The organism is Geodermatophilus sp. SYSU D00708 (assembly GCF_054050115.1).
In genome coordinates this window covers 60922-80711 of sequence record NZ_JBJGYS010000024.1, presented here as the reverse complement: position 1 = coordinate 80711, position 19790 = coordinate 60922, and the positions used below count along the sequence as shown (strand labels likewise).

Annotated in this window: 22 protein-coding genes and 2 rRNA genes; 14 read left to right on the top strand and 10 right to left on the bottom strand. The window is 75.7% G+C overall.

Going from position 1 to position 19790, the window contains the following annotated elements; translation table 11 throughout:
* Window positions 1-102: ribosomal RNA gene (locus ACI79D_RS18875) — 23S ribosomal RNA — on the top strand; the annotation flags it as partial.
* Between the two features lie 140 nt (window positions 103-242).
* Window positions 243-359, top strand: a 5S ribosomal RNA gene (rrf, locus tag ACI79D_RS18870).
* 241 nt (window positions 360-600) lie between these two features.
* Here rrf and ACI79D_RS18865 read toward each other — a convergent pair.
* The 3 genes from ACI79D_RS18865 to ACI79D_RS18855 are packed head-to-tail and all read right to left on the bottom strand — an operon-like array spanning window position 601 to window position 2569.
* Window positions 601-1299 (bottom strand): hypothetical protein, encoded by a 699-nt coding sequence (locus ACI79D_RS18865; protein ID WP_456920007.1) that lies wholly within the window; start codon window positions 1297-1299, stop codon window positions 601-603.
* Entirely contained in the window at window positions 1296-2210 is a 915-nt protein-coding gene (locus tag ACI79D_RS18860) for an ABC transporter ATP-binding protein (RefSeq protein WP_456920006.1), read from the bottom strand. Before ACI79D_RS18860 ends, ACI79D_RS18865 begins: the two co-directional genes overlap by 4 nt.
* Window positions 2207-2569, bottom strand: a complete 363-nt coding sequence (locus tag ACI79D_RS18855; RefSeq protein WP_456920005.1) for a GntR family transcriptional regulator — start codon at window positions 2567-2569, stop codon at window positions 2207-2209. Before ACI79D_RS18855 ends, ACI79D_RS18860 begins: the two co-directional genes overlap by 4 nt.
* A gap of 101 nt (window positions 2570-2670) precedes the next feature.
* Here ACI79D_RS18855 and ACI79D_RS18850 point away from each other — a divergent pair, with 101 nt between their 5' ends.
* The 8 genes from ACI79D_RS18850 (at window position 2671) to allB (ending at window position 9562) form a co-directional block, all read left to right on the top strand.
* Window positions 2671-3804, top strand: a complete 1134-nt coding sequence (locus ACI79D_RS18850) for an epoxide hydrolase family protein (protein WP_456920004.1) — start codon at window positions 2671-2673, stop codon at window positions 3802-3804.
* A gap of 66 nt (window positions 3805-3870) precedes the next feature.
* Window positions 3871-4173 (top strand): urease subunit gamma, encoded by a 303-nt coding sequence (locus tag ACI79D_RS18845; RefSeq protein WP_456920003.1) that lies wholly within the window; start codon window positions 3871-3873, stop codon window positions 4171-4173.
* On the top strand, window positions 4170-4478 hold the full coding sequence (locus tag ACI79D_RS18840; protein ID WP_456920002.1) for an urease subunit beta: 309 nt from the start codon (window positions 4170-4172) through the stop codon (window positions 4476-4478). Before ACI79D_RS18845 ends, ACI79D_RS18840 begins: the two co-directional genes overlap by 4 nt.
* Window positions 4478-6199 (top strand): urease subunit alpha, encoded by a 1722-nt coding sequence (locus ACI79D_RS18835; RefSeq protein WP_456920001.1) that lies wholly within the window; start codon window positions 4478-4480, stop codon window positions 6197-6199. The genes ACI79D_RS18840 and ACI79D_RS18835 overlap by 1 nt, the downstream gene beginning before the upstream one ends.
* The gene (locus tag ACI79D_RS18830) at window positions 6199-6840 is read left to right on the top strand and encodes an urease accessory protein UreF (protein WP_456920000.1); all 642 of its coding nucleotides are present in this window, start codon (window positions 6199-6201) and stop codon (window positions 6838-6840) included. Before ACI79D_RS18835 ends, ACI79D_RS18830 begins: the two co-directional genes overlap by 1 nt.
* 18 nt (window positions 6841-6858) lie before the next feature.
* On the top strand, window positions 6859-7551 hold the full coding sequence (gene ureG, locus ACI79D_RS18825) for an urease accessory protein UreG (RefSeq protein ID WP_456919999.1): 693 nt from the start codon (window positions 6859-6861) through the stop codon (window positions 7549-7551).
* Entirely contained in the window at window positions 7548-8249 is a 702-nt protein-coding gene (locus tag ACI79D_RS18820) for an urease accessory protein UreD (RefSeq protein ID WP_456919998.1), read from the top strand. Before ureG ends, ACI79D_RS18820 begins: the two co-directional genes overlap by 4 nt.
* A complete protein-coding gene (gene allB / locus ACI79D_RS18815) occupies window positions 8246-9562 on the top strand; it encodes an allantoinase AllB (protein WP_456919997.1) in 1317 nt (438 codons plus the stop codon). The genes ACI79D_RS18820 and allB overlap by 4 nt, the downstream gene beginning before the upstream one ends.
* Before the next feature lie 61 nt (window positions 9563-9623).
* Here the strand turns inward: allB and ACI79D_RS18810 are convergent, their stop codons facing one another.
* On the bottom strand, window positions 9624-9782 hold the full coding sequence (locus ACI79D_RS18810) for a hypothetical protein (RefSeq protein WP_456919996.1): 159 nt from the start codon (window positions 9780-9782) through the stop codon (window positions 9624-9626).
* 89 nt (window positions 9783-9871) lie between these two features.
* Here ACI79D_RS18810 and alc point away from each other — a divergent pair, with 89 nt between their 5' ends.
* The 4 genes from alc to ACI79D_RS18790 all read left to right on the top strand — a co-directional run bounded on the left by alc (window position 9872) and on the right by ACI79D_RS18790 (window position 14471).
* Complete coding sequence (gene alc / locus ACI79D_RS18805) at window positions 9872-10990, top strand: allantoicase (protein WP_456919995.1); 1119 nt, start codon at window positions 9872-9874, stop codon at window positions 10988-10990.
* 97 nt (window positions 10991-11087) lie between these two features.
* Window positions 11088-12683, top strand: coding sequence for a methyl-accepting chemotaxis protein (locus ACI79D_RS18800; RefSeq protein ID WP_456919994.1), 1596 nt, complete (start codon window positions 11088-11090; stop codon window positions 12681-12683).
* Window positions 12684-12779: 96 nt separating this feature from the next.
* Window positions 12780-13073, top strand: a complete 294-nt coding sequence (locus tag ACI79D_RS18795; RefSeq protein ID WP_456919993.1) for a DUF4333 domain-containing protein — start codon at window positions 12780-12782, stop codon at window positions 13071-13073.
* A 27-nt stretch (window positions 13074-13100) separates the two neighbouring features.
* Entirely contained in the window at window positions 13101-14471 is a 1371-nt protein-coding gene (locus tag ACI79D_RS18790; RefSeq protein ID WP_456919992.1) for an 8-oxoguanine deaminase, read from the top strand.
* Between the two features lie 4 nt (window positions 14472-14475).
* Here ACI79D_RS18790 and egtE read toward each other — a convergent pair whose 3' ends face one another.
* The 6 genes from egtE to egtD form a co-directional block, all read right to left on the bottom strand.
* A complete protein-coding gene (egtE, locus tag ACI79D_RS18785) occupies window positions 14476-15606 on the bottom strand; it encodes an ergothioneine biosynthesis PLP-dependent enzyme EgtE (RefSeq protein ID WP_456919991.1) in 1131 nt (376 codons plus the stop codon).
* 35 nt (window positions 15607-15641) lie between these two features.
* Window positions 15642-16448 (bottom strand): anti-sigma factor domain-containing protein, encoded by an 807-nt coding sequence (locus ACI79D_RS18780; protein ID WP_456919990.1) that lies wholly within the window; start codon window positions 16446-16448, stop codon window positions 15642-15644.
* Window positions 16429-17025 (bottom strand): RNA polymerase sigma factor, encoded by a 597-nt coding sequence (locus ACI79D_RS18775; RefSeq protein WP_456919989.1) that lies wholly within the window; start codon window positions 17023-17025, stop codon window positions 16429-16431. Before ACI79D_RS18775 ends, ACI79D_RS18780 begins: the two co-directional genes overlap by 20 nt.
* 92 nt (window positions 17026-17117) lie before the next feature.
* Complete coding sequence (locus ACI79D_RS18770; RefSeq protein ID WP_456919988.1) at window positions 17118-17792, bottom strand: class F sortase; 675 nt, start codon at window positions 17790-17792, stop codon at window positions 17118-17120.
* A 25-nt stretch (window positions 17793-17817) separates the two neighbouring features.
* Window positions 17818-18636, bottom strand: coding sequence for a DUF4397 domain-containing protein (locus tag ACI79D_RS18765; protein WP_456919987.1), 819 nt, complete (start codon window positions 18634-18636; stop codon window positions 17818-17820).
* Window positions 18637-18817: 181 nt separating this feature from the next.
* Window positions 18818-19786 (bottom strand): L-histidine N(alpha)-methyltransferase, encoded by a 969-nt coding sequence (egtD, locus tag ACI79D_RS18760; protein ID WP_456919986.1) that lies wholly within the window; start codon window positions 19784-19786, stop codon window positions 18818-18820.
* Between the last annotated feature and the right edge of the window lie 4 nt (window positions 19787-19790).

Genomic DNA, 19790 nt, shown 5'->3' with positions numbered 1-19790 from the left:
CCGGGTAAGGCCCCCGCCCAGACCAGCGGGTTGATAGGCCGGAGGTGGAAGCGCCGCAAGGCGTGCAGCTGACCGGTACTAACAGGCCGAGGGCTTGACCACACACCTATCACGACCCCCTTGACACCCTCACGGGTCGCAGCACCACAAACAACGAAGACTTGTCGCGTCCACTGTGCGGTTCTGAACGCCCCACCACCCCCCGCGCCGCGGGGCACGGCAGGTGGAGAAGTTCACAGCGTTACGGCGGCCATGGCGAGAGGGAAACGCCCGGACCCATTCCGAACCCGGAAGCTAAGCCTCTCAGCGCCGATGGTACTGCCCTGGAGACGGGGTGGGAGAGTAGGACGCCGCCGGACAACCATTCCCGAAGGGGCCCCAGCAACCGCTGGGGCCCCTTCGCACGTCCGCGGCCAGGCGCCCGCCCCCTGCACTCTTCTTCCGCGTTCCGCCGGGTCGGTGGCGGACGAGACCCCGGTTTCCGGAGCCTGCGCGGCGGGCCGGTGCCGGAAGGGACCCCGGGTCGGGCAGTCGGCGCCGGCGGACGTGCGTCGGCGCCTCCGTCACGTGACGAAGGCGCCGACGCACCAGGAGGTGCGGTCAGGGGACGACGCGGCGGATCCCCGCGAAGGAGGCTGCCGCGACCACCGCCGCGATGGCCGCGGGGATCCCGAAGGCCAGGGTGATTGCGTCCCGGGCGGTCAGCCAGGCCCAGACGTCGCCCCACGCGCTCAGGCCCGTCGTCAGGACCGCCAGGCCGCCGATCACGACCACGCTGAGCAGCACCAGCAGCCACAGCCCGTTGGGGCCCCAGAGCTTGTAGACCACGCCGATCCCGATGCCCAGGAAGACGAGTGCGAGCATCGGGCCGCCGGAGTAGAGCACCTGGAGCACGAAGCTGTCGGCCAGCAGCGGCGTCGGCACCCAGAAGTTGAGGCCCACCCCCCAGCCGCCCGTGGCCTGACCGATCTCGTCGAGGACGGCCAGCGCGATGCCGTAGCCGAGCGCCGACACCACCCCGACCAGTGCGGTGCCCAGCCAGTAGGTGCGCCGGCTGAGGCTGACGCCCATCGCGAAGGGCAACATCTGGGTGAGGGCCTGGACGAAGACCACGCACACGGTGATGTAGAGCGCCGTGACGCCGCCGGTGAAGTTGTTCGGGTCGTGCTCGGCCACGTCGGCCAGCGCCCAGACCGCCCAGTTGATGACGAAGCTGATCGTCCCGACCATCCACGGCACGCCGAAGACGACCAGTGGGTGCACCAGGTGCAGTCGGGCGGCGGACAGGACGCGGGTCACCGGGGGACCTCCTCGAGGTCGTAGAGGGCGGCCGGACGGTCCTGCGCCGTCTGCAGGCTCATGGCCACGACAAGCTGCTGGAGGGTGGTGGCCTCCCAGGAGAGGCCGGCCGCGGCGGCGTCCTCGGCGGCGGCACCGGGGCGCAGGCGGACGACGGCCCGGCTGTGCCCGCCCAGGGTCTCGCTGTGCAGGACCTCGTGCCCGGCGGCGAACGCGTCGACCGCGGCGCGCGGCCCCGTGACGGTCAGAGCGCTGCCGCGCAGCGAGTCGGCGTCGGCGTCCAGCAGGACGCGGCCGCGGTCGATGAGCAGCACCCGCTCGAGCAGGCTGGCGATCTCCTCGATGAGGTGCGTCGACAGGACGACGGTGCGCGGGTGCTCGGCGTAGTCGGCGAGCAGCCGGTCGTAGAACAGCTGCCGGGCCACGGCGTCCAGACCGAGGTAGGGCTCGTCGAACAGGGTGACCGGGGCCCGCGAGGCCAGACCGATGACGATGCCCACCGCGGAGTTCATCCCGCGGGAGAGCTTCTTGACCGCCCGCTTCGGCGGGAGGTCGAAGTCCCGCACGAGGGCTGCCGCCAGGTCGCCGTCCCACCCGGGGAACAGCATCGCGGCCGAGTCCAGCGCGTCCTGCACCCGGAAGTGGTCGGGGTAGCGCTGGCCCTCCTTGACGAAGCAGATGCGGCTGAGCACGGCGTCGTTCTCGTACGGGTCGCCCCCGAGCACCTGCACCCGACCGCGGGTGGGCCGGCGGTGTCCGGTGAGCAGCTGCATCAGCGTGGTCTTGCCGGCGCCGTTGCGGCCGAGCAGCCCGGTGATGCTGTCGGTCTCGACCGAGGTGGTCACGGCGTCGAGGGCCGTGTGCTCCCGGAAGCGCATGGTCACGTCGGTGAGGGTGGCCGCCGCGGTCACCGGTGCTCCTCCCAGCGGTCGATCATCGCGCTGAGCTCGCGCGTGGAGATGCCGAGCTTGTGCGCCTCGGTCATCAGCGGGCGGACGTACTGGTCGGCGAACTCGCTGCGCCGCCGCTTGAGCAGCTGCTCGCGGGCGCCAGGTGCGACGAACATCCCCACTCCTCGTCTCTTGTAGAGGACCCCGTCGGCCACCAGCTGGTTGAGCCCCTTGGCGGCGGTGGCGGGGTTGATGCGGTGGAAGGCGGCCAGCTCGTTCGAGGAGGGCGCCTGGCTCTCCTCGGGGAGGGAGCCGTCGACGATCGCGTTCTCGATCTCTGCGGCGACCTGTCGGAAGATCGGGCCGCCGTCCTCGTTCACACCGGGTCCCGGGAGGAGCCCCGCCGGTCCCTGGGTTCATTACTCATGTAGTGAACCGTAGAGGCGCGGGTGTCGTGTGCGCAAGCCACTACGGTGGGGCCGTGGACGCCGAGGTCATCAGGCCCTTCGCCGTGGACGTGCCCGCCGAGGCGGTGGCCGACCTCCGACGCCGGCTGCGGGACACCCGCTGGGCCGAGCCGGCCACGGTCGGCGACTGGTCGCAGGGCGTCCCCCTCGAGTACCTGCGCGACCTGTGCGCGTACTGGGCCGACGGCTACGACTGGGCAGCCCGCCAGGAGCGGTGGAACGCCGTCCCCCAGGTCGTCACCGAGGTCGACGGCCTGCCCATCCACCTCCTGCACGTCCGCTCCCCGCACCCGGACGCGCTGCCGCTGGTGCTCACGCACGGCTGGCCGGGGTCGGTCCTGGAGTTCCTCGAGGTCCTGGGGGCGCTCACCGACCCCGCGGACCCCCGGGACGCCTTCGACGTCGTCGTCCCCTCGCTGCCCGGGTTCGGGTGGAGCGGGAAGCCGGCGTCCTCCGGCTGGGGCCTGTCCCGCACGGCCGACGCCTGGGCCGAGGTGATGTCGCGGCTCGGGTACCCGCGGTTCGGCGCGCAGGGCGGGGACATCGGGTCGTTCGTCTCGGCCAACCTGGCCGCGCGGCACCCCGACCGGGTCGCCGGGATCCACCTCAACATGGTGGTCACCGGGCCTCCGGCGGGGCGCACGGAGTTCACCGAGCGCGAGCAGCGGGCCCTGGACCGGGAGCAGCGGTTCCGCGCCGAGGGCTCGGCCTACAACCAGCAGCAGCGCACCCGGCCGCAGACCCTCGGCTACGCGTTGACCGACTCCCCGGTGGGGCAGTGCGCCTGGATCCTGGAGAAGTTCGCCGCCTGGGCCGACTGCGCCGGCGACCCGGTCGCGACGCTGGGCGCCGACCGCATCCTCGACCACGTCTCGACCTACTGGTTCACCGCCTCTGCGACGTCGTCGGCGCGGATGTACTGGGAGATGGCCCAGGCGCCGCAGGAGCGCACGCCGCAGGTCTCGGTGCCCACCGGCGTCTCGCTCTTCCCGCACGAGATCTTCCAGCCGCCCCGAGAGTGGGTGCAGCAGCAGTTCCCCGACCTGCGGCTGTGGCGGGAGCACGACCGGGGCGGGCACTTCGCCGCGATGGAGCAGCCGGGGCTGCTGGTGGACGACGTCCGGGAGTTCTTCCGCCCGCTGCGCTGACCCGCAACAGGACCGACACACGACGCGGCTAGCGTCCGGGCTCCCCGAGTCCGGAAGGCCGCTGCTGTGCACCTCTCCCCCCACGAGCAGGAACGGCTGCTGCTCTCGTACGCCGCCGAGCTCGCCCGCCGGCGGCAGGCGCGGGGCCTGAAGCTCAACCTCCCGGAGGCCACGGCGATCGTCACCGACCACGTGCTCGAGGGCGCCCGGGACGGCGTGCTCGTGGCCGAGTTGATGCAGTCCGGCCGCACGGTCCTCACCAGGGACGACGTCATGGACGGCGTCCCCGAGCTGCTGGAGGAGGTGCAGGTGGAGGCGACCTTCCCGGACGGGACCAAGCTCGTCACCGTCCACCAGCCGATCCCGTGAGCGTGGTCCCGGGCGAGGTGGTCCCGGCCGAGGGCGAGATCGAGACGCTGCCCGGGGCGGCGCGGATCGAGCTGGAGGTCACCAACACCGGCGACCGGCCGGTGCAGGTCGGCTCGCACTTCCACTTCGCGCAGGCCAACCGGGCGTTGGCGTTCGACCGGGCTGCCGCGCACGGTCACCGGCTCGACGTCGCCGCCGGCACCGCCGTGCGCTTCGAGCCCGGCATCACGCGCACCGTGACGCTGGTGCCGCTGGCCGGGGCGCGCGTCGTCCCCGGCCTGACCCGCGAGGGAGGGCTGGGCTGATGGTGCGGCTGTCCCGCGAGCGCTACGCCCAGCTGTACGGGCCCACGACCGGCGACCGGGTGCGGCTGGCCGACACCGACCTGCTGATCGAGGTCAAGGAGGACCGCTGCGGCGGTCCCGGCCGGGCCGGCGAGGAGGCGGTGTTCGGCGGCGGCAAGGTGATCCGCGAGTCGATGGGCCAGGGGCGGGCCACCCGCGCCGAGGGCGCGCCCGACCTGGTGATCACCGGGGCGGTCGTCCTCGACCACTGGGGGGTCGTCAAGGCCGACGTCGGGATCCGCGACGGGCGGATCGTCGCGCTGGGCAAGGCCGGCAACCCCGACACGATGGACGGCGTCTCCCCCGAGCTCGTCATCGGCCCGGGCACCGAGGTGATGGCCGGCAACGGCAAGATCCTCACCGCCGGCGGCATCGACTGCCACGTGCACTTCATCTGCCCGCAGATCGTGCCCACGGCGCTGGGCTCGGGGATCACCACGCTGATCGGCGGCGGCACCGGGCCGGCCGAGGGGTCGAAGGCCACCACCATCACCCCCGGCGACTGGTACCTGACCCGCATGCTCGAGGCGATGGACCCCTGGCCGGTCAACGTCGCGCTCCTCGGCAAGGGCAACACGGTGCGCCAGGAGTCGATGGAGGAGCAGCTCCGCGCCGGCGCCAGCGGGTTCAAGCTGCACGAGGACTGGGGCTCGACCCCCGCCGCGATCGACGCCTGCCTCACCGTGGCCGGGCGGCACGGCGTCCCGGTGGCCCTGCACTCGGACACGCTCAACGAGGCCGGGTTCGTCGAGGACACCCTGGCGGCGATCGCGGGTCGGAGCATCCACGCGTACCACACCGAGGGTGCCGGGGGCGGTCACGCGCCGGACATCATCACCGTCGCCGGGCACCCGAACGTGCTCCCGTCGAGCACCAACCCCACGCGGCCGCACACGGTCAACACCCTCGACGAGCACCTCGACATGCTCGTGGTCTGCCACCACCTGGACCCCAGCGTGCCCGAGGACCTCGCGTTCGCCGAGAGCCGGATCCGGCCGACGACGATCGCCGCGGAGGACCTGCTGCACGACATCGGGGCGATCTCCATGATCGGGTCCGACGCGCAGGCCATGGGCCGGGTCGGCGAGGTGGTGCTGCGCACCTGGCAGACCGCGCACGTGATGAAGCGCAAGCGCGGGTCGCTGCCCGGGGACGGCGCCGCGGACAACCTGCGCGCCCGCCGGTACGTCGCCAAGTACACGATCTGCCCCGCCGTCGCGCACGGCATCGACGGCGAGGTCGGCTCGGTGGAACCGGGCAAGCTCGCCGACCTGGTGCTCTGGGACCCGCGGCTCTTCGGCGTCCGGCCGCACGCGGTCCTCAAGGGCGGGGTGATCGCGTGGGCGCAGATGGGTGACGCCAACGCCTCCATCCCCACGCCGCAACCGCAGCTGCCGCGGCCGATGTTCGGCGCGTACGGCCGCGTGCCGGCGCAGACGTCGGTGCACTTCGTGGCGCCCGCGGCGCTGGAGGCCGGCCTGGGGGACCGGCTGGCGATCGACCGGCGACTGGCCGCGGTCACCGACACCACCCGGCTGACCAAGGCCGACCTGCCGGAGAACACCGCGCTGCCGGAGATCCGCGTCGACCCGGACACCTTCACCGTCACCGTGGACGGCGAGGTGTGGGAGCCCGAGCCGGTGCGCGAGCTGCCGATGGCGCAGCGGTACTTCCTCTTCTGATGACCGCAGCGCTGCTCACGCTGGCCGACTCCCGGCTGCCGGCCGGCGGGCACACCCACTCCGGCGGGGTCGAGCAGGCGATCGCGGCCGGGGTGCTGCACGACCCGGCGTCGCTGGCCGCCTTCCTGCTGCGCCGGCTGGCGACCGCGGGTGCCGTGGCGGCCGGGGCCGCGGCCGAGGGCTGCCGGGCGGCGCGGGATCCCGACCGGCTCGCGGAACTCGACCGGGAGGTCGACGCGCGGACGCCGTCACCGGCGCTGCGCGCCGCCTCCCGCCAGCAGGGTCGCGGGCTGGTGCGAGTGGGCCGGCGGGCCTGGCCGGCGGACGCCTGGGACGCGCTGCCGGACCGGCCGCACCACCCGCCGGCCCTCGGCGTGGCCGCGGCCGCGGCCGGGCTGGACGCGCGCGCCGCCGCGCAGGCCGCCGCCTACCTTTCGGTGAGCGGCCCGGCGACGGCGGCCCAGCGGCTGCTGGCCATGGACCCGCTCACCGTCGCCGCCGTCACCGCGCGGCTGGCGCCCGAGATCGACGCCGTCGCCGACGCCGCGCTGCGCGCCGGTCTGCCGGCCGACACCGACCCGCTCCTCGACCTCCTCGCCGAGGTGCACGCCGCACGGAAGGACCGGTTCTTCGCCTCATGAGCCGCACCGGGAGTCGCCATGCCCCCTGACCACAACCTGGACGACTACGTCGACCCGCACGTCGCCGGACACCGGCACCCCGGCGACCGGGAGGGCCCACTGCGGATCGGGCTGGGCGGTCCGGTCGGCTCGGGCAAGACCGCACTGGCCGCGGCGCTGTGCCGCACGCTAGCCGGCGAGCTCGACCTCGCCGTCGTCACCAACGACATCTACACGACCGAGGACGCCGACTTCCTCCGCCGGCACGCCGTCCTCCCCGACGACCGGATCGAGGCGGTGCAGACCGGCTGCTGCCCGCACACCGCGATCCGCGACGACATCACCGCCAACCTCGACGCCGTCGAGCTGCTCGAGGCCCGGCACCCGGGGCTGGAGCTGGTCCTCGTCGAGTCCGGCGGCGACAACCTGACCGCGTCGTTCAGCTACGGCCTGGTCGACGTGCAGGTCTTCGTCGTCGACGTGGCCGGTGGGGACAAGGTGCCGCGCAAGGGTGGGCCCGGGGTCACCGCGAGCGACCTCCTGGTGGTGAACAAGACCGACCTGGCGCCGTTGGTCGGGGCCGACCTCGACGTCATGCGGTGCGACGCGGCGAGCGTGCGCGGGGGCAAGCCGACCCTGCTGATCTCGCTGCGGGAGGACCCGACCGCCGGCCCGGTGGCCGACTGGGTGCGCGAGCAGGTACGGCTGCGGGCCCTGCGAACCCCCGCGTGAGGACGGTCGTCGAGGTCGTCGCCCGACGGGGCCGCGGCGGGCGCACCGAGCTGCCGGTGGTCCGGGCCGGCGGGCAGCTCGCGGTCCGGCGCACCGGGCCGACGTCCGTACACCTGGTGGCCACGGCCTTCGGCCCGCTCGGCGGGGACGACGCGACGATCCGGCTGGTCGTCGAGGAGGGCGCGGAGCTGACCGTGCGCTCGGTGGCCGCGGCCGTCGCGCTCCCGGCGCGCGAGGAGGCGCCGTCGGTGCAGCGGGTGACCGCGTCGGTCGCCGGCCTGCTGGACCTGCGGCCGGAGCCCACGGTGGTGGCCGCGCGGGCCCGGCACGTCGCGGAGCTCACCGTAGAGCTCGGCTGCCGCGGCGTGCTCACCGCGACCGAGCGGGTGCTGCTCGGCCGGGCCGGTGAGGCGCCCGGCCGCTGGACCGGCACCACGCGGGTGGTCCGCGACGGCCGGCCGCTGCTGCACACCACGGTCGGGCTGGGCCCGGGTGCCCCCGCCTGGTTGCCGCCGGTGGCGCCGCGGGCGTATGCCTCCACCGTGCACGCCGGAACTCCCGAGGACCTCGCCACCGGGGACGACGCCGTCCGGCTCCCGCTGCCCGGCGGGTGGGTCGCCACCGCGTGGGGCGCCGAGCTGCACCACGTCGACCGCGCGCTGGAGGAGCTCGGGCGGCCGGCGCGGGTCCCGGCATGAGCCTCGTGGTCCGCGCGCGCCGGGTGGTCACGCCGGAAGGGGAGCGCGCCGCCGCCGTCCACACCGAGGGCGGGCGGATCGCCGCGGTCACCGACTTCGCCGACGCACCGTCCGGGGCGGTCACCCTCGCCGACGACGAGGTGCTCCTCCCCGGCCTGGTGGACAGCCACGTCCACGTCAACGAGCCCGGCCGGACCGAGTGGGAGGGGTTCGCCACCGCGACCCGCGCCGCGGCCGCCGGCGGGGTCACCACGATCGTGGACATGCCGCTGAACTCGGTCCCGCCCACGACCGACGTCGCGGCGTTGCACGTGAAACGGCAGGCGGCGGAGGGGCAGGTCGCCGTCGACGTCGCGTTCTGGGGCGGCGCCGTGCCCGGCAACCTCGGCCGGCTGCGGCCGCTGCACGAGGCCGGGGTCGTCGGGTTCAAGTGCTTCCTGCTCGACTCCGGCGTCCCCGAGTTCCCGCCGCTGGACGACGCGGGTCTGCGCGCCGCACTGTCCGAGCTGGCCGCCGTCGACGGGCTGCTCATCGCCCACGCCGAGGACGCCGGGGTCATCGCCGCGGCGCCGGACCCGGCCGGGCCCAGCTACGCGGCCTTCCTGGCCTCCCGCCCGGAGGCGGCGGAGGAGTCGGCGATCGCCGGGCTGGTCGCGGCGGCACGGGACACGGGCGCCCGCGTGCACGTCGTCCACCTGGCCGACGCCGACGCGCTGCCGCTGCTGCGGCGGGCGCGGGCGGAGGGCGTCCGGATCACCGTGGAGACCTGCCCGCACTACCTGACCTTCGCCGCGGAGGAGGTCCCCGACGGGGACACCGCCTTCAAGTGCTGCCCGCCGATCCGCGAGACCTGGCACCGGGAGGCGCTGTGGGCGGCGCTCGCCGACGGCGAGATCGACCTGGTGGTGAGCGACCACTCGCCGTGCACGCCGGATCTCAAGCGGCTCGACGTCGGCGACTTCGGCCTGGCCTGGGGCGGCATCGCCTCGCTGCAGGTGGCGCTGCCGGCGGTGTGGACCGGCGCGCGGGCACGGGGGATCCCGCTGACCGACGTGGTGCGCTGGATGGCCGGGGCGCCGGCCCGGCTGGCCGGGCTGCCCGGCAAGGGGGCGATCGCGGCGGGGAAGGACGCCGACCTGGTGGCGTTCGCGCCGGACGAGCGGTGGACGGTGGGCGAGCTGGCGCACCGCAACCCGGTCACCCCCTACGCGGGGCGGTCACTGGTCGGGCGGGTGCGGCGGACCTGGCTGCGCGGGGAGCCCGTCGACGGCAGCCCCCGCGGCCGGCTGCTCGACCACGGCGGCCCCGCCTGACATGCCCCGGCCCCCTGCCGGGTCCCGCCCCGAGCCTGCGAGGGGGCAGGGCGTCCTTCTCCTACCGCTGCTCCCCTTCCTCGCGGGCGGCCTGGTCCATCACCTGCGGGTCGTCGGTCGAGCCGCCGGCGGGGTCGGCGTTGCCGAGCGCCGTCTCGGCCGGCATCTGCTGCACGTGTTCGCGGGCGCGCTCGCGCGCGTCGTCAGTGGGTTCGGACACGAGCCCTCCTCGGAGTCGGTGGGGACGCCGACCGTCCTACCCGCCCCGTGCCAGAGTGACCCGCGCGCCGCCCACTCCCGAGGAGCCCGATGAGCGACCCCACCCGCCTGACCGACCTCGCCGGCCGTGCCCTCGGCGGCGCGGTCGTCGCCGCGAACGACGAGTTCTTCGCGGCCAAGGAGAACCTGGTGCTGGCGCACCCGCCGGTGGCCCGGACCGAGTTCGGGCACCGGGGCAAGGAGTACGACGGCTGGGAGACCCGGCGGCGCCGCTCCCCCGGCGCCGACTGGGCGGTCGTCCGGCTGGGCGCACCCGGGATCGTGGCCGCGGTCGTGGTGGACACCACGCACTTCACCGGCAACTCCCCGTCGCGGGCGTCGGTGGAGGCCGCGGCGGTGGAGGGCCACCCCACGGTCGCCGAGCTCGACCGCGCCGACTGGCAGCCGCTGCTGCCGCTGTCCGACCTCGCCGCCGACACCGCCAACGTGTTCCCGGTGCGCTATCCGCGGCGGGTCACCCACGTGCGGCTGACCATCCACCCCGACGGTGGCGTGGCGCGGCTGCGGGTGCACGGCACCGTCGTCCCCGACCCGCGGCTGGTCGACGCGGGTCCGTTCGACCTGGCCGCGCTGGAGTGGGGCGGCCAGGTGACCGGGGTGAGCGACGACTTCTACGGCCGGCCGGCGCAGCTGCTCGCGCCCGGCCCGGCCCGCAGCATGGGCGAGGGCTGGGAGACCCGCCGGCGTCGGGACGGCGGCAACGACTGGGTGGAGGTCGCGCTGGCCTGCGAGGGCGTGGTCACCCTCGCCGAGCTCGACACCTCCTGGTTCCTGGGCAACGCCCCCGGCTCGGCGTCCCTGACCGGCAGCGGTCCGGACGGCGAGGTCGTCGTCCTGCCCCGGACCCGGCTGCTGCCCGACACGCGGCACCGCGTCGTCCTCCCCGGCGGCCCGGCGGTCGACCGGGTGCGGCTGGACGTCTTCCCGGACGGCGGCATGGCGCGGCTGCGGCTGTGGGGCCGGCCGACCGTCGCCGGGCGGGCCACCTTGGGCCGCCGGTGGTTCGAGGCGCTGCCCGACGTCCAGGCGCTGGAGGTGCTGCAGTCGACCGGCGTGCCCGCCGCGGAGGCCGGCCGGCTGGTCGGTGCCCGGCCGCTGCCGGCCGACCTGCCGCCCGCCGTCCGGCCGCTGCTGGACGGGCCGGCCTGACCGGTGTGGCGGAGGTCACGGGGCCGTCGGGCGGAGGCGGGTGCCGGCCCTGCCGATGACGGGAGGTCACACCTATCTCGTCGATGGAGTCCCCCTGGTGTCCCTGACCCCCTCGTTCCTGCGGCGCAGCGTCCGCACCCGGCTGCTGGCGGCCTTCCTCGGCGTCGCCGCCGTCATGGTGACGCTGGGCCTGATCAACGTCGCCCAGATGTCCTCGATCCACGGCCAGGTCGAGGACCTCGCCGCCCGCGACGTGCGACCCCTGGCCGACCTGCAGAAGCTGACCGACGACTTCCAGGCCTACTCGGTGCACGGCCTCGTCGCCGCGCTCAGCGCCGTGCAGGGCCAGCCCGACATCGCCCAGATGCAGAGCGGCCTGCAGGAGGACTCCCGGGCCGCCACTGACGCCGACATCGAGGCGCTGCTGGCCCACACCCCGGCCGTCCTGCAGGACCGCGCCGAGCTCCTCGCCGCCGACTGGGAGGACATGGTGACCAAGGACGCCGCCTACCGCGCCGCCACGGCAGCCCGCGACCCGAACGCGCAGACGCTGGGTGACGCCGCCACCGCCGCCTACCTGAAGCTCCAGGTCGATCTCGCCGACATGAAGGACGCCCTGGTCGCCGACGAGCAGGTCAACCGGGCGAAGATCGGCGACAGCTTCGGCACCGCGCGCGCGTGGACGCTGGTCCTCCTCGCCGTCGGCACGGCGCTGGCCCTCGGGCTGGGGATCGCCCTGGCCCGCGACATCCGCCGCCGGATCGTCCCCGTGCGGGAGGCCGCCGAGGCGCTGGCCCGCGGCGACCTGTCGCACGACGTCCGCACCAACTCCGACGACGAGCTCGGCCAGCTGGGTCGCGCGCTGTCGCAGGGCGTGGCGCGGATCCGGGAGATGGTCGCCGGCGTCGTGTCCTCGGCCGGCTCGATGACCACCCTGGTCGGCGACCTCAGCCGTGCCACCGCCGGGGTGGTCGATGCCTCCCGCAGCGGGGCAGCGCACGCCCAGGCCGTGTCGGGGACCGCGGCCGCCGTCTCGGGCAACGTGGGCCAGGTGGCCGCCGGCGCCGAGGAGATGAGCGCGTCCATCCGGGAGATCTCCCGGTCGGCGCACGAGGCCGCGAACGTGGCCACCGACGCCGTCCGCATCGTGGCCAGCACCAACGGCACGCTCACCCAGCTGGGCACGTCGTCGGCGGAGATCGGCAGCGTCATCAAGGTGATCACCGGCATCGCCGAGCAGACCAACCTGCTGGCGCTCAACGCGACCATCGAGGCGGCGCGTGCCGGTGAGGCGGGCAAGGGCTTCGCCGTCGTGGCCAACGAGGTCAAGGAACTGGCCCAGGAGACGGCCAAGGCCACCGAGGACGTGTCCCAGCGGATCCAGGCCATCCAGGCAGACTCCGGCGAGGCCGCCCGTGCGATCGCCCGGATCGGCGAGACGGTCGCGCAGATCAACACCCTGCAGACGACGATCGCCGCCACCGTCGAGGAGCAGACGGCCGCCGCGGCGGAGATCGACCGCAGCATCGGCGTCGCCGCGCAGGGCAGCCAGGACATCGCCAGCGGGGCCGAGGCCGTCGCGGGCGCCTCCGAGCTCAGTGCCGGCCGGGTCGAGGAGTCCCGTGTCCTGGGCGAGCGGCTGGCCGCCGAGGCCGCGGAGCTGCAGCAGCGGGTCGCCCAGTTCACCCTGTGACGGACCGCTCCTCCCGGGGCGGGCGCGACCTGCCCGCCCCGGGAGGGCGCTCGATAGGGTGCGGCTCCCCGCCGTGACCCTCCCCGAGGAGCAGCCGTGCCCCGTTCCGGTCCCCTGGCTCTGCTCCTGCCCGCCGCGGCGCTGGCGCTGACCGGTTGCGGCTCGTCGATCGAGCAGGGCGAGCTGGAGTCGCAGGTGGCCGCGGCGCTGGAGGGCGAGACCGGGGTCAGCCCGGAGGTCAGCTGCCCCGGGGACCTCGACGCCGAGGTCGACGCCAGCACCGAGTGCACGGCCACCGAGCCCGACACCGGCCGGGAGTTCACCTACCGCATCACCGTGACCTCGGTGGAGGACGGCCGCGCCGCGTTCGACATCGAGTCGGTCGGCTGACGCCGTCCTCCCGCGGAGACCGCCGCCGTGCGCCCTGCTGACCTGCTCGTGCACGACGCCGAGCTGCTCGCGACCGTCGACGACACCCGCCGGGAGATCCCCGGGGGGTGGGTCGCGGTCACCGGCGGCGTGGTGACCGGCGTGGGGAGCCCGGGCGACCCCCAGCCGGCCGCGGCCCGCCGCATCGACGCCCGCGGCTGTCTGGTCACCCCCGGCCTGGTCAACACCCACCACCACCTGTACCAGAACCTCACCCGCGCCTACGCCCCGGCGCTGACCGGCGGCCTGTTCGAGTGGCTGGTGACCCTCTACCCGCTGTGGGCGCGGCTGGACGAGGAGGCGGCGTACGTCAGCGCGTACGTCGGGCTCACCGAGCTGGCGCTGTCGGGGTGCACCACCTCCACCGACCACCTGTACGTGCACCCCCGCGGCGGCGGTGACCTGATCTCCGCGGAGGTCGCGGCCGCCCGCGACCTGGGGGTGCGGTTCTCGCCCACCCGGGGCTCGATGTCGCTGTCGGTGAAGGACGGCGGGCTGCCCCCGGACGCCGTGGTGCAGGACGACGACGAGATCCTGGCCGACTCCGAGCGGCTGGTGCGGGCGCACCACGACCCCTCGCCGCACGCCATGACCCGGGTCGCGCTGGCGCCGTGCTCGCCGTTCAGCGTCTCGACGGCACTGATGACCCGGACCGCCGAGCTGGCCGAGGCCTTGGACGTGCGGCTGCACACGCACCTGTGCGAGACCCGGGACGAGGACGCGTTCTGCCTGGCCACCTTCGGTCGCCGGCCGGTCGAGTACCTCGCCGACGTCGGCTGGCTCTCCGACCGGGTCTGGCTGGCGCACGTGGTGTGGCCGGACGCCGCCGAGGTCGCGCGCCTGGGCGCCGCGCGGGTGGGGGCGGCGCACTGCCCGTCGTCCAACATGATCCTGGGCAGTGGGTTGGCGCCGGTGGCCGAGCTGCGCGCGGCCGGCGCACCGGTGGGCCTCGGTGTGGACGGCTCGGCGTCGGCGGACTCCGCGTCCCTGTGGCTGGAGGCCCGGACGGCGATGCTGCAGGGCAAGCTGCGCCACGGCGCGGGGGCGTTCGCCGCCCGGGACGCGCTGGAGCTGGCGACCCGCGGTGGCGCGGCCTGCCTGGGCCGGGCCGGGGAGATCGGGCAGCTGTCGGTCGGCGCGTGCGGGGACCTGGCGGTGTGGCCGCTCGACGGGGTCGCGTTCGCCGGCGCGCTGTCGGACCCCGTCGAGGCCTGGCTGCGCTGCGGCCCGGTGGCGGCGCGGCACACCGTCGTCGCGGGACGGCTCGTCGTGGAGGACGGCGTCCCGGTGCACCCCGCGCTCGACGAGCAGCTCGCCGTCCACGCCCGGGTGGCCGCCCGCATCCAGGCTCCGGTCTAGGTCCTCACAGGGCGGAGGCGAGGGCGTCGAGGTCCTCGGTGGTGGCGTCCAGGTGCGGGGAGACGCGCAGCACCGGCCCGGTCATCTCGCCCGGCGCCCGCTCGCGCTCGATGGCGGTGGTCACGATCCCGTGCTCGGTCAGCAGCCGGGCGCGGGTGGTGACGACGTCGACGCCGTCCGGCGGCCGCAGCGTCGTCGTCGCCGTGGGCTCGTCCAGCGGCTCGACCACCCGCCAGCCGGCCACGCCCTCCAGCACCTCGCGGGAGGCCCGCCCCAGCGCGGCCAGCCGCTCGCGGACCCGGGCCGGCCCCGCGGCGACGTGCTCGCCGACCGCCAGCACCAACCCGACCCGCCCGGCCACGTGCGCCTCGCCGGACTCCAGGGCCCGCAGCGGCGGCAGGTCGGCCGGTGCGGGCAGCACCGGGACGAGCTCCGCGGTGACGGCCGGGCGCACGCACAGCAGCCCCACGCCCCGTGGGCCGGCCAGCCACTTGCGGGACGTGCCGTAGACCACGTCGGCGCCCACGTCGGTGTCGACGTGGCCCAGCGACTGGGCGGCGTCGAGCACGAGCGGCACGCCGGCCGAGCGGCACAGCGCCGCCACCCCGGCGGCCGGCTGCACGATCCCGCGGTGGCTGCCGATGTGGGTCAGGTGCACCACCCGGGGCGGGTCGTCGGCCAGCAGCCGGGCCACCCCGTCGAGGTCGGCCCGTCCGAGGCCGTCGACCGGCAGCGGCTCGAGCACCAGGCCCGCGGCGCGCAGCAGGGCGGCGTTGGGCGCGTACTCGCCCGGCAGGCACGCCACCCGCGACCCCGCCGGCAGCCGCCAGGCGGTGAGCAGGGCGAGCAGCGCGGCCTGCGCGGACTCGACGAAGACGACGTCGACCGCGGCCATGCCGACCAGGCCGCCGATCACCGAGCGGCCCTGCTGCAGCAGGTCCTCCGCGGTCGCCTCGGCCACGTAGCCGCCGAGCTCGGCCTCGTGCCGGGCGTGGTGGGCAGCCGCCTCCAGCACCCGGTGGCTCTGCCGGCTGCAGGCGGCGGTGTCCAGGTGCCGCCCGGCGGGACGGGGTCGGGCCGAGCGCCAGGAGGAGCCGAGGTCCTCGTGGACGAGGGCGCGGTCGAGCAGGGTCACGTCCCCACGCTAGGCGAGGCGGGCGACCGACCCGCTCAGGTCTCCAGTTGCCCGCGGGCCACCGAGACGCCGGAGTGCGCCGGGTCGCCGTCCAGCGGCTCCACGGAGACGTCGACGATCGGGTACTCGCCGAGGTCGATGCCGGGCGGCAGCTCCAGCGTCACCTCGCTCCCGCCCTGCACGACCCCGAGCGAGACCAGCTGCTCGACCGCCGGGTCGAGCAGCCAGACCTCGTAGTACTCGCCCGCGCGGTCGGCCGCGCTGAGGTCGACGTCGAGCACCAGGCTCCCGTCGCTGCGCTCGAGCACGCGGGCCTCGCCCGACGCATTGCTGCCCTCCAGCGGCTCCAGGGGGGTCTCGGCGACGGTGAGGCCCTCGCCGCCGCGGGTGCCGAACGCCACGGCCCCCGCGCCGATGGCCGCCCCGACGACGAGCGCCGCGGCGGCGGCCACGAGCAGTCGCGAGCGGCTGCGTCGCAGCGGCACGACCGGCGCCGGCGGCTGGGACGCCGGGGTCGGGGACTCGGGTGCCGGGGCCGCGGTCTCGGGAGCCGCGGCCGGGACGGTGGCCGGCGCGGCCTGCTCCTGGGCGGCGTCCCCTGCGAGGCGCGGGGCGGCGCTCACGCCGGTCGCCGCGGCGATCCCCGCCCAGACCGACGCCGGCGGGGCGACCGGCGCCCCGGGCGCGGCCAGCTGCGGAACGGCGAGGGCGTCCACGCCGCGCTGCAGCGAGGCCACCTCGGCGCGGCACTGCGCGCAGGACTCGAGGTGCGCGGCGTCGGACGCGGGCAGGGGCTCGCGCAGCGCGGCCAGGGCGAGCTGTTCAGGCGTGCAGTGCGGCACCGTCCACCTCCAACCGGGTGCGCAGGCGCTCGAGGGTGCGCCGGATGTGGCTCTTGACCGTGCCCAGCGGCAGCCCGGTGCGGGCCGCGATCTGGGCGTGGGTGAGGTCCTCGAAGAAGGCGAGCTCGATGATCCCGCGCTGCGGCTGGCCGATCTGGTCCAGCTCGTCGAGCAGCAGCACACGGTCGGCGACGGTGGTGTCGACCAGCGGGCCGCCGGGGTCGGGCGCGGCCTGGGCCTGCGCCGCGGCCGCCTCGGCGGTGCGGCGCTGCCGGTCCCGGCGGGCCCAGGTGTCGGCGATCTTGTGCCGGCAGACGCCGACCAACCAGGCCGGCAGCGGGCCCTGGTCGGGGCGGTACCCGGCGCGGCCGGTCCACGCCGAGACGAAGGTCTGCTGGGTGACGTCCTCGGCGTCGGGGCCCGGACCGAAGGCACGCACCGCCATGCCGTGGATCTGCCCCGCGAAGCGCTCGTAGGCCCAGGCCAGTGCCTGTTCGTCGCCGGCGGCGAACCGGCGGCCGACCTCGGCGTCGTCCGGCTCCGGGGCCGCCCCCGGCGGCCCGGCGTCGGTGGTCACCCGCCCGACCCTAGGCCCTCCGGCCCAGGCGCGTGGGCCTCGCTGCAGGGCCCCGGTGCGAGCCTGCGAGTGACGGGGGGCAGCGAGGTCCTTCACCATCGGAGGGGCTCCGCGACGACGACCACGTTCTCCTGGTAGCTGCCGGTCTCGGCCAGGAACGGGCCGCCGCAGGTGACCAGGACCAGCCGTGGCGGGCCGGTACGGCCGAAGACCCGGTCCAGCGGCAGGGCGCGCTTGTCGACCAGCTCGCGGGAGACCACCCGCCACCGGCTGACCTCGCCCGCCGCGCCGGTCACCCGGACCTCGTCGCCGACCTCGGCCTCCCGCAGCGGCGCGAGCGCCCCCAGGCCCTGCTCGCGGTCGTCGACGTGGCCGGCGAGGACGGCGGCACCCTCGGTCCCCGGAACGGGACCGAAGCGGTACCAGCCGACCCGGTCGACGTCGTCGGGCAGCTGCACCTGGCCGTCGCCCCGGACCCCGACCGGGTCGACCGGGGCGTCGACGCCCAGTGCAGGCACGGTGAGCCGTACCGGCGCCGGCGGGCGCGCCACGGGGGACGGGGCCGCGGCCCGGGTGCCCACGGGTGCGGGCGGGACCGCCGGTGCCGTCGCCGAGGAGGCCGACGACGGCACCGGCGGGGTCGGTGCGGGGAGGGCCTGCTCGATCGACGTCCCGGTCGCGGCAGGTTCCCGGGTCAGCGCCCAGGCGGCCGGGGCGCCGACGGCGAGCGCGAGGCCCACGACTGCGACGGCGGCCGGGGACCGCACGGCCGGTCTCCCTCTCCGACGCGGGTCAGGCCCGCGAGGTCACCCACCGGCGGCCGGCGACCGCGGCGGCGACCAGCCCGGCCAGGGACAGCGCCGCCACGGGCACCGGCACGCCGCCGTCGTCGGCCAGTCCCGCCGACCCCCCGGGGACGCCGGAGGGCGCGGAGTGCGATCCGGAGATCGTCTGGACGGCGAGGGAGAAGCCGGCCTGCTGCGAGCCCCACGCGTAGACGATCGTGGTCGCGCCCTCGGCCAGGTCGAGGTCGGCGGGGCCGATCGCCACGGTGTCGGTGCCGGCGAGGACGACGTCGGCGCTGACGGTGCCGGCGGGCACGGTGAGCGCCGCCTCGTTCGGGTTGGTCAGCCCGGGGGCGACGACGCTGCCGCCGGCCCGGACGTCGACCGCCGGGGCGGCCGCGGTGTGCCGGACGACCACCCGGGCCTGGCCCGCGGGAACGGCGGAGGTGTCGTTGACGAACGGCGTGAGAGTCGGCGCACCGTCGGCCGACAGGTGGGCCACCACCGTGGCGTTCGCGTCGGCCGGGACGGCGACACCGTCGGCGGACAGCAGGGGCTCGCCGGACGCGTCGGGCGCGTCGGCGGGGTAGAGGGCCAGGTCGTAGGTGCCGGCGGGGAGCTGGAGCGGGTCGGTGAGGGTGCCGGGCTGGAAGTCGTCGATCAGCCGCTCGCCGTTGGCGTAGACGTCGACGGGGGTGGCGGGTACCGCGTGCAGGACCGAGACGGTGGCGGTGTCGGCGGCCACCGCGGGGGCTGCGCCGAGGGCGAGCAGGGTGCCGGTGGCTCCACCGACGGCGATGGCGAGGGAGGTGCGGCTGCTGGGCACGGGACGGGGTCCTTTCGGGGGAGGGGGAGGTGCCTCTCACCCCGTCCTTCCGGTCGTCCTCGTCCGGTGGATGCAGCCGCTGGTCACAGGTGTCGTCCGCGAGCAGTCGTGCTCTGCATGCGGAGGGCACGCAGAGCACGACCTCGCGGGGAGCAGGTGCGCGGCGGGGCGGTCGACCGGGTCAGGCGGGCACGGACAGGGAGAGCGCGAAGTCGCCGTCCGGGTCGGTCCACCAGTGGGTCACCGCCAGGCCCGCGGCGGCCAGCTCGCGCGTCACCCCGTCGCGGCGGAACTTCGCCGACACCTCCGTGCGCATCTCCTCCCCGGCGGCGAACCGGACGTCGAGGTCGAGGGCGGCCACCCGCACCACCTGGTCGACCCGCGACCGCAGCCGCATCTCGATCCACTCGTTCCCGGCGTCCCACACCGCGACGTGCTCGAACGCGGCGGGGTCGAAGTCGGCGCCCAGCTCGCGGTCGAGCACGCGGAGCACGTTGCGGTTGAACTCCGCGGTCACGCCGGCCGCGTCGTCGTAGGCGCGGACCAAGCGGTCGGGGTCCTTGACCAGGTCGGTGCCCAGGAGGAAGGAGTCGCCCGGCGCGAGGGTGCCGGCCAGCTCGGCGAGGAACTGCGCGCGGGGGCCGGGCTCGAGGTTGCCGATCGTGGAGCCGAGGAAGGCCACGAGGCGCCGTCCGGACCGGGGCAGCTCGGACAGGTGCCGGGTGAAGTCGCCGACCACCGCGGCGACCTCGACGCCGGGGTACTCCGCCTCGATGGCCGCGCCCGCCGCGCGCAGCACCGACGGGTCGACGTCGCAGGGCACGAACCGGCGCAGCGTGCCGGCCTCGCGCAGCGCGGTGAGCAGCAGCCGGGTCTTCTCCGAGGTCCCGCTGCCCAGCTCCACGAGCACGTCGGCACCGGAGGCCGCGGCGATCTCCCCGGCGGAGGCGGTGAGGATCGCCCGCTCGGCACGCGTGGGGTAGTACTCCGGCAGGCGGGTGATCTCGTCGAACAGCTCGCTGCCGCGCGCGTCGTAGAACCACCGCGGCGGCAGGGACTTCGGGGTCGCGGTCAGCCCCGCCAGCGCGTCGGCGCGCAGCGCGGCCGCGGCCTCGTCGGGGGCGAGGTGGTTGGTCAGCGAGAGGGACACCGGG

Excerpts from the sequence above, each read along its gene's own strand:
- ACI79D_RS18835 (WP_456920001.1), top strand. The coding sequence starts at position 4,478 with ATGGTGCGGCTGTCCCGCGAGCGCTACGCCCAGCTGTACGGGCCCACG.
- ureG (WP_456919999.1), top strand. The coding sequence starts at position 6,859 with ATGCCCCCTGACCACAACCTGGACGACTACGTCGACCCGCACGTCGCC.
- alc (WP_456919995.1), top strand. The coding sequence starts at position 9,872 with ATGAGCGACCCCACCCGCCTGACCGACCTCGCCGGCCGTGCCCTCGGC.
- ACI79D_RS18830 (WP_456920000.1), top strand. The coding sequence starts at position 6,199 with ATGACCGCAGCGCTGCTCACGCTGGCCGACTCCCGGCTGCCGGCCGGC.
- allB (WP_456919997.1), top strand. The coding sequence starts at position 8,246 with ATGAGCCTCGTGGTCCGCGCGCGCCGGGTGGTCACGCCGGAAGGGGAG.